Here is a 14,666-nt window from a genome sequence, read left to right as displayed (position 1 = left end):
TAGCACTTCAATTTGGCCCAACCGGCGGTTCATTGCAAATGTACAGTTCAAAGCCGCTTTTGAACATGCGCCACGAAATCGTCACCGCGCTGTTCGAAATTGTCGTATTGGTCGAAACTGGCCGCCGCGGGCGCCAGCAGCACGGTTTCACCCGGCGCGGCGTCGCGCATGGCCTGTTCGACTGCCTCGGCCATGGTGGTGCAAACGCGGGCCTCAACCGACAACTGCATGGCGAAGCCGGCCGCCTCGCGCCCGATCACGTAGGCGCACAGAACCTCATCGGTCGCGTCGTTCAGCGCGGCGATACCGCCCTCTTTCTCAAGCCCGCCGCAGATCCAGCGGATTTTTTTGAACGCGCCCAGCGCCTTGGCCGCGCTGTCGACATTGGTGGCCTTGGAGTCATTCACGAATGTCACACCGTTTGCCTCAGCGATGATCTGGCTGCGGTGCGGCAAGCCTGGATAGCTGTGCAGCGCGTCCTCGATCAACTTGGGCGCCAGGCCCAGCGCGCGGCAGGCGGCATAGGCCGAGCACGCGTTTTGGTGGTTGTGGGTTCCGGGCAGGCCCTTGATGCCGCGCAGGTCGATCGAAGCGGCCTGGCGCCCCTTGCGGTATTCCGAGAGGAACCCCTTGCGGGCAAAGACCTGCCAGCCCGGGCCGGCCAATTTGCGCGCCACCGAGACGCGGATCACCCGGTCGTCGCCCGGCCCTTCGGCCAGTTGACCGGCTAGAAACGCGCCTTCGATCTCGTCCACGCCGATCACGGCACGGTCGGGACCGCCTTCTGAGAACAGGCGGCGTTTGGCGGCGAAATAGCCGCCCATGCCCCCATGCCGGTCCAGATGGTCGGGCGAGAGATTGGTGAACACCGCCACGTCGGGCGTCAGCGCACGCGCCAGCTCGGTCTGATAGCTGGAAAGCTCCAGCACCACCACTGATCCGTCGCCGCCGGGCTCGATATCCAGCACGCCGCGCCCGATATTGCCCGCCAGCTGCGCCTCGCGCCCCGATTGGGTCAGGATATGGTGGATCAGCGCCGCCGTGGTCGACTTCCCGTTCGAGCCGGTGACGGCGACCACACGCGGCGGCACATCGAACTTGTCCCATTCGGCACCGCCCAGCGAGCGGAAGAACAGACCAATGTCATTGTCGACCGGAACGCCGGCCTGCAGCGCGGCGGCAACAACCGGGTTGGGTTCGGGATAAAGATGGGGAATGCCGGGCGATACGATCAAGGTGGCGATCGCGTCAAAGGCGCCTTCCCGCCGCAGGTCCTGACACATGAACCCCTCGGCCTCGGCCTTTTCGCGCGCGGCGGGGTTGTCATCCCAGCACACCGGCTCGGCTCCGCCCGCCCGCAATGCGCGCGCCGTGGCCAGGCCCGACCGCCCCAGCCCCAGAACCGCAACCTTATGTCCTGAAAACCCTTTGACCGGGATCATGCCGCGCACCTTCTTCCATCTGCCAATGCGCCGCCACCCTGTACCGAAGAATTGACCCTTGGCAAGGGCGGCGTCAGGCTCGCGCCCTCGGCGCGAGCCGGGCCCAACGGGTACAGGCGGGCCGCAGGCCCACCGCGCCCGGCGGGAGCCTTACCGTACTTTCAGTGTCGCAAGGCCAATTATCGCCAGGATCAGCGAGATGATCCAGAACCGGATCACGATGGTTGGCTCGGCCCAGCCCTTCTTCTCATAGTGGTGATGGATCGGCGCCATCAGGAAGACCCGCCGGCCTGTGCGTTTGAAATACAGCACCTGGATGATCACGCTCAACGCCTCGACCACGAACAGGCCGCCGACGATGGCCAGAACCAGCTCGTGCTTGGTGGCAACGGCGATGGCGCCCAGTGCGCCGCCGAGGGCCAGCGAGCCGGTATCCCCCATGAACACCGCCGCTGGCGGAGCGTTGTACCACAGAAACCCAAGCCCACCGCCAAACAATGCGGCGGTGAAGATAATAATCTCACCCGTGCCGGGGACATAGTGCACGTCCAGATATTCGGTAAAGTCGACGCGACCCACCGCGTAGGCGATCACGCCCAAGGTCGAGGCTGCGATCATCGCGGGCATGATGGCCAGCCCGTCCAGCCCGTCGGTCAAGTTCACGGCATTCGCCGCCCCCACGATCACCACGATCGAGAACGGAATGTAGAAGATACCCAGATTGATCAGCGTGTCCTTGAAGATCGGCACGGCCAGCTGGTTCTGGAGCATTTCGGGGTGGTGCAGCGTCGCCCACAGCGCGGCCAGCGCGGCGATTATGATGCCCAAAGCCAGGCGCATTTTTCCTGAAACGCCCTTGGTATTCTGCTTCGACACCTTGGCATAGTCGTCCGCGAATCCGATGGCCGCATAGGCCAGAGTGACAAACAGAACCATCCACACATAAGGATTGTCCCACCGCGCCCAAATCAGCGTGGACGTCACCAGAGCACCGACAATCAGCAGGCCCCCCATCGTGGGCGTGCCGGCCTTGGTAAAGTGCCCCTCGGGGCCATCATCCCGAATTGGCTGACCCTTGCCTTGTTTCCGGCGCAGCACGTTGATCAACGGCTTGCCGAACAGGAAGCCAAAGATCAGGGCCGTCAGAAAGGCGCCGCCTGCGCGGAACGTGATGTAGCGGAAGAGGTTGAAGAAATCCCCTCCGTCCGACAGGCTGGTCAACCAATAGAGCATTACAAAACCTTTCTCACACCGCGGTCATGGGTGGTCATGCATCAAGCGCGCCCACTTGCCCCATTTTCCGCAAACCGTCAACAATCCGTGCCAGCGCCATGCTGAGCGAGCCCTTGGCCAACACGGCATCGCCCGCCCGAACCAGCTGCGGAAGCTCTTGAACCATTTCGGCGCTGGTCTCGAACCACAGCCCGCGCTTGTCCTCGGGCAACGCCTCGTGCAGCGCCCGCATCAACGGTCCAATGCAATGCACCTTGTCGATCTGCGTCATGGCCGGCACGTCTGCCATCGCTGCGTGCATCGCGCGTTCGTTTGGCCCCAGCTCTTTCATGTCGCCCAGGAAGGCGATGCGCCTTTCGCTCTGCGCTGCCGCCAACACATCCAGCGCCGCCGCCATCGAGGTCGGATTGGCGTTGTAACTATCATCCAGCAGTTCGATCTGCCCGCCATCCGGCAGGGCCAGCATCTCGCGCACGCCCCGCCCCGTGACCGGCGCCCATTTGGCGAGGCCGGTGATGGCCGCGTCCAGATCGACACCTAGCGCGACGCAGGCAGCCAGCGCGCCTAGACCGTTCATGGCAAAATGCGTCCCCGCAGATTGCACGTCGAAAGCGAATGGCTGGCCCATGGCCTCGGCGGTCACGTGGATGTCCGTGGGCGACTGGGTCACGCCGGTCAGCCGATAATCCGATGCGGTGCGGCCGAAATCCACGATCACCGCGCCATGTCGGGCGGCGCAGGTACGCAGGATGTCGGTATGATCAAGGTCAGCGTTCACGATGGCGGTGCCGCCGGCCTCCAACCCATCAAAGATGGCGGCCTTTTCGTGGGCAATGCCGGCAACCGACTCGAACGCCTCGAGGTGAACCGCAGCGACGGTGGTGACCAGCGCCACATGCGGGCGAGCCTGTCGCGCCAGGGGTGCAATTTCGCCGGGGTGGTTCATGCCGATCTCGATCACCGCATATTCGGTGTCGCGCGGCATCCGGGCCAGAGTCAACGGCACGCCCCAATGGTTGTTGTAGCTGGCAACGCTGGCATGGGTGCGGCCTTGATCCGACAGGATGGTCGCCAGCATCTCCTTGGTCGAGGTCTTGCCCACACTGCCCGTCACCCCGACCACGCGGGCCTTGCACCGGTCACGGGCGGCGCGGCCCAACGCCTCGAGCGCGGTTTGTACGTCATCGACGATCAACAATGGCGCATCGGCGGCCACGCCATCCGGGATGTGCGTCACCAGCGCGGCAGCAGCCCCTTTGTCCAGCGCTTGCGCCACGAAATCATGCCCGTCGCGCGCCGCCTTCAACGCCACGAACAGGTCGCCCGGTTGCAGCGTGCGCGTATCGATGGACACGCCGCCCGCCTGCCAATCGGTCGTGGCCCGTCCACACGTCGCGGCGGCGGCCTCGGATGCGGTCCAGAGTGTCATGCGACCCTCCCGTCCAGTGCGGCCACGGCGATGCTGGCCTGTTCCACATCATCGAAGGGCAGAACCTGGTCACCCACGATCTGCCCGGTCTCGTGCCCCTTGCCCGCGATCAGCAGCGCATCGCCGGGCTGCAATGCATCGATGCCGCGCAGGATGGCCTCGGCCCGATCGGCAACCTCTGTCGCGTCGGGGGCCCCGGCCATCACCGCAGCGCGGATGGCGGCAGGGTCTTCCGAGCGCGGGTTGTCGTCGGTGACAAAGACGATGTCGGCGTTCTCGGCCGCGGCCCGCCCCATCAGCGGGCGCTTGGTCGCGTCGCGGTCGCCGCCCGCGCCGACGATGGCGATCAACCGGCCCATCACATGCGGACGCAGCGCCTGCAAGGCGGTGGCCACGGCGTCGGGCGTGTGCGCGTAGTCGACGAATACCGCCGCCCCGTTGCTGCGGGTCGCCGCCAACTGCATCCGCCCCCGCACCGTAGTCAGATGCAGTAGAGTGTCGAAGACATGTTCAGCCTCGTCACCGCTCGCAATGACCAATCCGCAAGCCAGCAGAACGTTTTCCGCCTGAAACCCGCCGATCAGGTTCAGCCGGGTCTGGAAGGTCTTGCCGCGCCAGGCAAAGCGCAGATCCTGCCCAGTAGCGTCAAACCGTTGGTTCAACAGGCAAAGATCAGCATCCCCGCTGCCCACCGTCAGGATCGACTGACCGCGCGCCTGCGCGATATCACGGATCGCGGCGCCTTTCGGATCATCCATGTTGATCACGGCCGTTCCGTCCTGCGGCAGAACCCGGTCGAACAGCCCCGCCTTGGCGGCGAAATACGCCTCGAACGTCGCGTGATAGTCCAGGTGATCCTGGGTAAAATTCGAAAACCCCGCCGCCGTCAGGTGCACGCCGTCCAGCCGGCGCTGTTCCAGCCCATGTGACGAGGCCTCCATCGCGGCGTGGGTCACGCCGGCCTCGGCGGCCTCGGCCAGACAGCGATGCAGGGTGATGGGTTCGGGTGTCGTGTGGGCCAGCGGTGCCGTCCACGCGCCCTCGACCCCTGTGGTGCCGAGATTGACGGCCATGTGGCCCAGCTCGGTCCAGATCTGGCGCACGAAGGTCGAAATCGAGGTCTTGCCGTTGGTGCCGGTGACCGCCACCATGGTGCGCGGCTGCGCCCCGAACCACAATGCGGCGGTGTATGCCAGCGTCTGGCGCGGGTCCTGTACCACCACCAGGGCGGCGTCCGAGGCGGCCAGTTCATCGGCGGCGATCCGCGCGCCTTCGGCATCGGTCAGGATGGCCCCAGCCCCCATGCGCAGGGCATATTGGATGAATTCGCCCCCATGCACGCGCGTCCCCGGCAGCGCCGCGAACAGAAAACCGTCCTTGACCTGACGGCTGTCCACGGCCAGCCCGGTAATCTCCGGGTCGGCACCGCCCCGCGCGGTCAGGGCCAGCTGGCTGAGTTTCTTTGACCTTGCGCCCATGACCCACCTCTGTCGGACTGCCTAATTCGAGGTCAGCGTTATAGCAGCGCGATCCTCAGGCTCAAGCCGCGGACGCAAGCCCAGCAGCGGCGCGATGCGGCCGATCAACTCGGCCGCCACGGGTACCGCCGTCCAGCCTGCCGTGCGGCGCTTTTCGCCGTAGGCCAGGATCGACGGTTCGTCCAGCGCAACGATCAGAACAAATTTCGGATCGTAGGCTGGAAAGACCGAAGCGAAGGTGGCGATCACCTTGTCATCATAGTACCCGCCGCGCGGCTTGGGCTTATCGGCGGTGCCGGTTTTGCCGGCTACGGCATAGCCCGAAACGTCACCAAAGCTGGCGGTTCCGTCCGTCACCACCTTGCGCAGCATCATCAGCGATTGTTTGGCCGCGCTTTCCGACATCACGCGCGGCCCGTATTGCGGCCCGTTGCGGCGCAGGATCGTGGGGCTGACATAATGCCCGCTATTGGCAATGGCTGCATAGCCCGCCGCCAAATGCATCGGGCTGGTCGACAGGCCGTGGCCGTAGGAAATGGTGACGGTGCTCAATTCACCCCACTTCTTGGGCTTGAGCGGCACCCCGCCCTTGGCCTCGACGATCTCGAACGGGGTGGGGTCGAACATGCCCAGCGCGTCCAGGAACTGTTGCTGGCGCTCGGCGCCGATCTGCAGCGCCAACCGCCCCGTGCCGCGGTTCGAGCTGTGCACAATCACATCGGCCACGCTGATCTTGCCGTAATTCTTGCCGTTGAATTCGCCGATCGGGAAACGCCCGATCTTCATCGGGCCCGAGGTGTCGATGATCGTGTCGGCATTCACCAGCCCCAGATCGACCGCCTGCGCGGCGGTGAAGATCTTGAAGACCGAGCCAAGTTCATACACGCCCTGCACATAGCGGTTGAACAGCGGGCTATCCGAAGGGTCGAACCCCGAGGTCGGCGGGCGCGGACGGTCGTTCGGGTCGAACGAGGGCAACGAGGCGGCTGCAATCACTTCGCCGGTATGGGCGTTCATCAGCACCGCCGAGGCGCCCTTGGCGTTCATGATCTTCATGCCGCCGTCCAGCACCTGCTCGACCGCCGCCTGAACGGTCAGGTCCAGCGACAGCTGCAGCGGCTTGGTTCCGTTGGCCGGGTCGCGCAGGTAGTCATCGAACTGTTTTTCCACCCCGGCCACACCGATCACCTCGGCAGCCGAGACGCCTTCGCGCCCAAAGCCTGAACCGCCAAGGATATGCGCGGCCAGCCGGCCGTTGGGATAAAGCCGCATTTCGCGCGGGCCGAACAGGATGCCCGGATCGCCGATGTCATGCACCGCTTGTTTCTGCTCGGGCGAGATGCGTTTCTTGATCCACAGGAATTTGCGCTTGCCGGTGAAGTCCTTGACCAACCGCTCTTTGTCCAGATCCGGGAAGATCGCCACCAGCTTTTCCGCGGCCGCGATCGGGTCGATCATCAGCGGGGGCTGGGCATAAACGGAATATGTATCAAGGTTGGTCGCAAGGATTCGGCCTTCGCGGTCCACGATATTCGCCCGCTGCATGGCAATCGACGCGCCCGGGGCGCTCGCCAGCGGCTCTTGCGCCTCCGAAGTCGCCAAAGCGCCCATCCGGAACCCGACAACGGCAAAAGCCGCAAAGAAAAACGCGCTGAGCACCAGCAACCGCCCCTCGGCGCGGGCGCGGGCGCGGTCCTTCATCTCTTCGTGGCGGCGACGGATATTCTCGCGCTCGATCACCTTGGGGTTTTCCCCGCGGGCGCGGGCCTCGAGGATGCGGGCAAGCGGGCGGAGCGGTGTTCGGGTCATGGGATCTGCACCTCGCCCAGGGCCTGGGTGTCGGTGATCGCCTGCAATTCGATCGGGTCGGCGATGGGCAGGTCGGGATCCTCGGCATAGGCGATCTGGTCGGCACGTCCGAACTGCTCGGCGCGCAGCGGCAGCAGGGCAAGACGCTCGAAATTCAGGTCGGCCAATTCACGCAGTCGGTCCGGGCGGTTCAGATAGGCCCATTCGGCCTGCAACACAGCCAGCCGGGCCTGCGCCGCGCCGATCTGGTGCTGCAGGGACTGGGTTTCCTTCAGTACCTGCTGGGTGCGGTAGTTTTCCTGATAGGCCCACAAGGCCAGGCCGAAAACACCCAAGGCGGTCAATACAAACAGAATACTCTTCATCTTGCCTTTCCCCCGATCATGGGCATGCCGATGGCGCGGGCATCAATTTCCCCCGCCGGAGCATCGGCACGAACAGCAACCCGCAACTTGGCCGAGCGCGCGCGTGGGTTGTCCTGCAACTCCTGCGGGTCGGGGCCGATGGCCTTGCGGGTCTTCAATGTGAATTGCGGCTGATCCTGCTGGATTTCGGGCGCATAGCGGTTGGCGCGTCCGGTCTTGCCCGCGCGCGACTGGAAAAAGCGTTTGACCATCCGGTCCTCGACCGAGTGGAAAGTGACCACGGCCAGTTGTCCGCCCGGCTTCAACGCGCGCTCGGCGGCCATCAGGCCCTGGAACAATTCCTCGTATTCGGCGTTCACCGCAATGCGCAGCGCCTGGAACGACCGGGTGGCCGGATGGGACTGGCCGGGCTTGGCGCGGGGCAGGCAGGATTCGACGATCTCGGCCAGACGCAGGGTAGTGGTGATGGGCGACTCGGTGCGGGCCTTGACGATGGCGCGCGCGATGCGGCGGCTTGCCCGTTCCTCACCGTAGTGGAACAGGATGTCGGCCAATTGCTCCTCGGTCGCGGTGTTGACCAGATCAGCTGCGCTTTCGCCCTCCTGGCTCATGCGCATGTCCAGCGGGCCGTCCTTCATGAAGGAAAAGCCGCGCTCGGCCTGGTCCAGCTGCATGGACGAGACACCAAGGTCCAGCACCACGCCATCAAGGTCGTTGGCATATTCATCCATGCGCGAGAAAACACCCGGTTGCATCACCAGCCGGTCGCCATATTCGGCTGCCCAATCCGCCGCCATTTCAAAGGCCAATGGATCGCGATCGACGCCGATTACCTTGTCGGCGCCAGCCTCAAGCAAACCCCGGGTATAGCCGCCCGCACCAAAGGTACCATCCAGCCAGGTGCCGGATACCGGATGAACCGCGTCCAGCAACGGGCGCAGCAGAACGGGAATATGGGGTTTGTCAGATGAAGTGTGATCCGCGCCGGCCATGCCGTCACGCACCTTCGATGCCGTCAAGGAACTGCATCGGATCGAAATCCTCGGGCAGTTCGTCCAACCAGTCTTCGGTGGCGGCCAGTTCCTCGGCCTCGTATGTCTCGGGCTTCCAGATCTGGAACGTGTCGCCCGCGGCGATGAAGAACGCCTCGCCCTCCAGCCCGATCTTGTTGCGCAGCTTGGCCGGCAACACCAGGCGACCTGTTTCATCGACATTGGTCGGGAAAGACTGCCCGTGGAACAGGCGCTGCAACATCTTGCGCTGCATCGAGCCGCGCGGCAGCGCGTCGATCTTGGCGTCGACCTCGTCGATCGCCTCCATAGTATAGCATTCAAGGTATTTGCGGCGGTGGTCACCGTAAACGATCACCAGTTCAGGATTGTCACCGGGCTGCCAATTGGGGTCCGAGGCCTCGAGCACACGGCGAAACGAGGCCGGGATCGACACCCTGCCCTTCGCGTCCACCTTGTGGTGGCTTTCACCTCTAAACCTGCGCGCCAAGACGACTGTCCCTTTCGCTTGCGCCCCACCTACGTCTTCCCCCGGATGAAAAACGGCGGGTTGATCTGCTGCCACTGATCAACCCGCCGCATTGACCCGCTGTGCGGGATGTCCAGCTGCGCGCGCCACCTGGGGGGATGTCTGCTCGCCCGCGCGCCGGATCTCTTGAGTGATGAAAGCGAGATGCCTGTATGAAACCTGTTTGTTTTTGGTTCGGGGTCGTTTGGCGCCCCATGTGCCTCGTCCTCATCGGATGAATAAGGGATGCCATGGGAATTCATGGAAATCAATGAGATTTTTTTCCAAGAAGGTTAGATTCGGAAAACTACAGCAGTGGAAATTCATACGCAAATACGAAAAATGACCACAGGTAGACAACTAGCAATATCCAAACACAATATATAGACATATTTCGCGCGGGAAAAATTTTCCCACGATTTCCCACATCTTCTGCTCAACAACCCCGATTCCACCCAACACCCCTCGCTTATTCGACCAAATGGCGCCGAATCACCCTGCGATCCAGGCCGAACCCAAGAGAGACCGCCCCGAATTTCCCACCAATTCCCGCCAGTCCCACAAAGTCCCATGAACCCGCCCAAATCGGGAGTTAGGCCAGACGCACAAAAATCGCGCAGTCCTGAACCGCACAAATTCCACGTTTACGCGCGCAAATTTTCATCAAAATGATGGGCGGCCGCCAGGCCCGAACAATGCCCCGCAGTTCGCGCTAACGAAAATTTCCATATTTTAAAGGCATATTTACGGGTGTCGGGATTCCGGCAGTCAATCTATGCACTTGCTGCATAGCAGCATTGATCCTGTCCGGTATTGTGCAATCGCAGCATTTGCCTATCTTCAGTCTCAAGCAAGCGCCGGAACATAGCGGCGGCAACGACAGATGATTGGGTAACGAACATGGCAGTCGCAAGCACCAACAGCGCACACAAAAGCGCATCGACATTTGGTTTCGCCTCTCTGATCGAAACCATGAAGACCCGTATCGCACGCTATCGCGTGTACCGCCAGACGGTGAACGAACTGTCAGAACTGTCGGACCGCGAGCTGGCCGATCTGGGCCTGCACCGTTCGATGATCCGTCGCCTGGCCATGCAGGCCGCCGAAGAACAATTCGCGCGCTGAGCGCCACGAAACACCGAGATCAGGTCCACTCCTCCTCCCATAGGACCTGTATTTCAGCGGCAGCATCTCTCCTCCTCCCTGATGCTGCCGCACCCTATACCGGCCTCAACCTGCCGGATGCTGATACATCGGGGCTCTCCTCCTCCCTGCTCTGATGTTGAAAGCGCGCGGTGGCATCTTCCTCCTCCCTGATGCCACCGCGCCCTTCAAATACCGGGCCAGACCCGGAAACGCATACATCGGGTTCTCCTCCTCCCTTCCCGATGTGAAAAGAGCGCGGTGGCACCCTTCCTCCTCCCTGGTGTCACCGCGCGCTTCAGATACCGGGGAAAACCCGGGTTCGGATACATCGGGGCTCTCCTCCTCCCTGCTCTGATGTTGACAAGAACGGCGGTTCCCTCCTCCTCCCTGGGAACCGCCGTTTTTTTTTATTCGGCATGAAAAAGGCGCCACGGGCAGGACCGGGCGCCAAACAAAAAAGTCGAGCATGTGCCGGGAGGCACATTCCGCTGGATCAGAACGGCACGTCGTCTTTTGCGGATAGATACTGTGCGACGACCTTCTTGGTTCCGGCCTTGTCGAACTCGACCTCGACCTTGTCCCCCTCGATCCCGACCACGCCGCCATAGCCGAACTTCTGGTGGAACACCCGCTCGCCCAGGGTAAAGCTGGCCACGGCGGTCGCGTCGATCACTGTGTTGCGGGATTCACGCGGCTGCGACATGCCGTATTGGCCCTGCCGCGCCTGCATCCGTTTCCAGCCCGGCGAGTTGTAAACATTGGCCTGTGCCGCGCGGGCCTCAATGCCTGCCGACATCTGGCCGCCGCCATAGAGGCCCGGAGGCGTCAGCACCTCGACATGATCCTCGGGCAACTCGTCGATGAAGCGCGAGGGCATCGCGTTCTGCCATTGCCCGAACACGCGCCGGTTGGCGGCGAAGGAAATGGTGCAGACCTCCTCGGCGCGGGTGATGCCCACATATGCCAGCCGCCGTTCTTCTTCGAGGCCTTTTAGCCCGGATTCGTCCATCGACCGTTGCGAGGGGAACAGACCGTCCTCCCACCCCGGCAGGAACACGGCGGGAAACTCCAGCCCCTTGGCCGCGTGCAGGGTCATGATCGTTACTTTTTGAGAGGAGTCCGCTGCGTCGTTGGCGTCCCGAAGCTCTAGGTATTCTAGATACTCGACCAGTGTTTCATACTTTTCCAATCGCTCCATAAGCGATTTCAAGTTCTCCAGCCGACTGATTGCGTCCGGTGTCTTGGCATTTTGCCACATTTCCGTGTAGCCAGACTCATCAAGAACCATCTCCGCAAGTTCCCGAAGCGGAACCTCTTGGCGGCTGGCAATGCCGGCCCAACGGTCCAAGTCAGTAATCAGCTTTGGTAGCTCTGCGGCGCCTTTTCCTTTCAGCAACTTTGTCTCGACAGAAAGCCGCGCTCCTTCGAATAGACTCAGCCCGTTGGAGCGAGCGCATTGTTGGATTGCTTGTCGAGCTTTGTCCCCGAGGCCTCGTTTCGGGGTATTCAAGATACGCTCCAAAGCTAGATCGTTGTCCCGACTGGCCACAACTTTCAAGTAAGCGTGCGCATCTCGCCGCTCCAATTTGTCGTCATCTCTCGGACCGATTATTTGATAGGGCAGACCAATTGACATAAAGCGATCGGCAAAAGCTTCAATTTGATTGGTTGTCCGAACAAGAATCCCAATTTCACCAAGGCCAAAAGGACGCATCCCACGCGTCCCTCCCGTCATTGCCTCGATCTCTTCTCCAATCCAGCGGGCCTCTTCCTCGCCATCCCAATGGCCGATCAGGCGGACCTTTTCGCCCTCGGGCTTGTCGGTCCACAACTCCTTGCCCAGACGGCTTTCATTGCCGCGGATGACGTTCGAGGCGGCGGCGAGGATATGCGGGGTCGAGCGATAGTTCTGCTCCAGCCGCACCACATGGGCGCCAGGAAAGTCCTTCTCGAACCGCAGGATGTTGCCCACCTCGGCCCCACGCCAGCCATAGATCGACTGGTCGTCGTCCCCCACGCAGCAGATATTCTTGTGCCCGCCCGCCAACAGCCGCAGCCACAGGTACTGGGCGATATTGGTGTCCTGATACTCGTCCACCAAGATATAGCGGAACCAGCGCTGGTATTGCTCGAGCACGTCCGGGTGGGTCTGGAAGATGGTGACCATGTGCAACAGCAGGTCGCCGAAATCCACCGCGTTCAACTCTCGCAGGCGGGTCTGGTATTGAGCGTAAAGCTCGACGCCCTTGTTGTTGTAGGCCCCGGCATCGGCGGTGGGCACCTTGTCGGGCGTCAGGGCGCGGTTCTTCCAGTCGTCGATGATGCCGGCCAGCATCCGCGCAGGCCAGCGCTTGTCGTCGATATTGGCGGCCTGCACCAACTGCTTGAGCAATCGCAACTGGTCGTCGGTATCCAGAATGGTGAAGTTCGACTTCAGCCCCGCCAGTTCCGCATGGCGGCGCAGCAGCTTGACGCAGATCGAGTGGAAGGTGCCCAGCCACGGCATCCCCTCGGCGGGCTGGCCCAGCAGGCGGCCGACCCGTTCCTTCATCTCGCGCGCGGCCTTGTTGGTGAAGGTCACGGCGAGGATCTCGTTCGGGCGGGCCCGCCCGGTGTTCAGCAGATGCGCAATGCGGGTGGTCAGGGCCTTGGTCTTGCCGGTGCCCGCCCCGGCCAGCATCAGGATCGGGCCATCCAACAGCTCGACCGCTTCCCGCTGCGCCGGGTTCAATTCATTCAAGTAGTCCGCCTCGGGCCGAAGCGCGGCCATGGCGCGGGCCGACAGCGAGGCGCCTTCGAAGGCGTCATTTTCATCGAAACTGCTCATGCGCCCAAACTAAGCCGGAAGCGCGCCGAGGGAAAGGGTTTGTTCACGGCTTGTTCGCACGGTTTTGCGAATTTCTTTCGTAGCGCTGGTTGAGCCGTCAGGTGCGGGCTGCATCCGACTGAAACCCTTGCCGAATCGCGCGGCAGGTCGGATCAATCGACATGGACCTGCACAGCACCTATCCGGGCATCGAGGATCTGAAGCGCCGCGCACGCCGTCGGTTGCCGCGCTTTGTCTGGGACTATGTCGACAGCGGCACCGGGGCCGAGACCGCGCTGAAACGCAACCGGGCGGCGCTGGACCGCATCGGGTTTCTGCCCGCCATCCTGAAAGGCCCGCTGGAATTCGACACCAGCACCCGCTTTCTGGGGCGCGACCATCCGCTGCCCTTCGGCATGGCTCCGATCGGGATGTGCGGGCTGGTCTGGCCTGGGGCCGAGGCGCTGATGGCGCGCGCCGCCGCGCAGGCGGGCATTCCCTATGTTCTGTCCACTGTCGCCAGCCAAAGCCCCGAGGACATGGCCCCGCATATCGGACCCGACGCCTGGTTCCAGTTGTACCCGCCCAAGGACCCCGAGATTCGAGCCGACCTGCTGAACCGCGCCCGGTCCGCCGGGTTCGGCACGCTGGTTCTGACCGTGGACGTGCCCGTGGCCTCGCGCCGGGAACGGCAGACCCGCTCGGGCCTGACCCATCCGCCGCGCCTGACGCCACGCCTGCTGGCGCAGATCGCCGCCCGCCCGGCTTGGGCCTGGGGCATGGCGCGTCACGGCAAGCCCCGGATGCGCACGCTGGACAAATATATCGACGGCACCGCCAACCTGCCGCCCACGGCGCATATCGGATACCTGCTCAGGACCTCTCCGGGCATGGATTACGTCAAATGGCTGCGCGACCACTGGCAAGGTCCGTTCATCATAAAGGGCGTGCTGCGCCCCGAGGATGCCGAGCGGTTGAAACAGGCCGGGATCGACGCGCTTTGGGTGTCGAATCACGGTGCCCGTCAGTTCGATGGCGCGCCGGCCAGCATCGACATGCTGCCCGCCATCCGCGCCGCGACCGACCTGCCGCTGATCTTCGACAGTGGCGTTTCGGGCGGGCTGGACATCCTGCGGGCGCGCGCCTTGGGCGCCGATCTGGTCATGCTTGGGCGGGCGTTCCTATATGGCGTTGCAGCATTGGGCGCGCGCGGCCCGACCCATGTCATCGATATTCTGCGACAGGACATGCTTGCAAATATGGGACAATTGGGTGCCGCAACGCTAAAAGATCTGCCGGATGTTAACGCAAACATTGATGCCGCGATGCAGCATGTGCCATAAAACGCCGCAATAGGCGGCGTTTGCGAGCGATAACATGCCGGTTCTACCCAGAACTACAGATATATCTGCGCGTAATCTCGGTCTATTAACACGGCCA

Annotated in this window: 11 protein-coding genes; 2 read left to right on the top strand and 9 right to left on the bottom strand. The window is 62.9% G+C overall.

Annotation, left to right across the window (positions count from 1 at the left end; all coding sequences use genetic code 11):
- Positions 1-47 precede the first annotated feature (47 nt).
- The 8 genes from murD to mraZ form a co-directional block, all read right to left on the bottom strand.
- Positions 48-1,442, bottom strand: coding sequence for a UDP-N-acetylmuramoyl-L-alanine--D-glutamate ligase (gene murD / locus K3752_RS04550; protein WP_260065214.1), 1,395 nt, complete (start codon positions 1,440-1,442; stop codon positions 48-50).
- A gap of 150 nt (positions 1,443-1,592) precedes the next feature.
- Positions 1,593-2,675 carry a phospho-N-acetylmuramoyl-pentapeptide-transferase gene (gene mraY, locus K3752_RS04545; protein ID WP_260065213.1) on the bottom strand — a complete coding sequence of 361 codons (1,083 nt, stop codon included), beginning with the start codon at positions 2,673-2,675 and terminating at the stop codon, positions 1,593-1,595.
- Between the two features lie 34 nt (positions 2,676-2,709).
- A complete protein-coding gene (gene murF, locus K3752_RS04540) occupies positions 2,710-4,104 on the bottom strand; it encodes a UDP-N-acetylmuramoyl-tripeptide--D-alanyl-D-alanine ligase (protein WP_260065212.1) in 1,395 nt (464 codons plus the stop codon).
- On the bottom strand, positions 4,101-5,582 hold the full coding sequence (locus K3752_RS04535) for a UDP-N-acetylmuramoyl-L-alanyl-D-glutamate--2,6-diaminopimelate ligase (RefSeq protein ID WP_260065210.1): 1,482 nt from the start codon (positions 5,580-5,582) through the stop codon (positions 4,101-4,103). The genes murF and K3752_RS04535 overlap by 4 nt, the downstream gene beginning before the upstream one ends.
- Before the next feature lie 21 nt (positions 5,583-5,603).
- The gene (locus tag K3752_RS04530; RefSeq protein ID WP_260065208.1) at positions 5,604-7,391 is read right to left on the bottom strand and encodes a penicillin-binding protein 2; all 1,788 of its coding nucleotides are present in this window, start codon (positions 7,389-7,391) and stop codon (positions 5,604-5,606) included.
- Positions 7,388-7,756 (bottom strand): cell division protein FtsL, encoded by a 369-nt coding sequence (locus K3752_RS04525; RefSeq protein ID WP_170391006.1) that lies wholly within the window; start codon positions 7,754-7,756, stop codon positions 7,388-7,390. The genes K3752_RS04530 and K3752_RS04525 overlap by 4 nt, the downstream gene beginning before the upstream one ends.
- Positions 7,753-8,748 carry a 16S rRNA (cytosine(1402)-N(4))-methyltransferase RsmH gene (gene rsmH / locus K3752_RS04520; protein ID WP_260066257.1) on the bottom strand — a complete coding sequence of 332 codons (996 nt, stop codon included), beginning with the start codon at positions 8,746-8,748 and terminating at the stop codon, positions 7,753-7,755. Before rsmH ends, K3752_RS04525 begins: the two co-directional genes overlap by 4 nt.
- A gap of 4 nt (positions 8,749-8,752) precedes the next feature.
- Positions 8,753-9,256: a division/cell wall cluster transcriptional repressor MraZ gene (gene mraZ, locus K3752_RS04515; protein WP_093965061.1), complete on the bottom strand. Its 504-nt coding sequence runs from the start codon at positions 9,254-9,256 to the stop codon at positions 8,753-8,755.
- A 990-nt stretch (positions 9,257-10,246) separates the two neighbouring features.
- Between mraZ and K3752_RS04510 the strand changes: the two genes are divergently transcribed.
- Entirely contained in the window at positions 10,247-10,399 is a 153-nt protein-coding gene (locus K3752_RS04510; RefSeq protein ID WP_409233610.1) for a DUF1127 domain-containing protein, read from the top strand.
- 514 nt (positions 10,400-10,913) lie between these two features.
- Here the strand turns inward: K3752_RS04510 and K3752_RS04505 are convergent.
- Complete coding sequence (locus tag K3752_RS04505; RefSeq protein ID WP_260065203.1) at positions 10,914-13,247, bottom strand: ATP-dependent helicase; 2,334 nt, start codon at positions 13,245-13,247, stop codon at positions 10,914-10,916.
- Positions 13,248-13,408: 161 nt separating this feature from the next.
- Here K3752_RS04505 and K3752_RS04500 point away from each other — a divergent pair, with 161 nt between their 5' ends.
- Complete coding sequence (locus K3752_RS04500) at positions 13,409-14,569, top strand: alpha-hydroxy acid oxidase (protein WP_260065201.1); 1,161 nt, start codon at positions 13,409-13,411, stop codon at positions 14,567-14,569.
- Positions 14,570-14,666: the final 97 nt, after the last annotated feature.

The organism is Ruegeria sp. B32 (assembly GCF_025141855.1).
GTDB classification, from domain to species: domain Bacteria; phylum Pseudomonadota; class Alphaproteobacteria; order Rhodobacterales; family Rhodobacteraceae; genus Ruegeria; species Ruegeria arenilitoris.
Note: the sequence above shows the minus strand (reverse complement) of the source record. Positions and strands in the feature narration are given on the sequence as shown.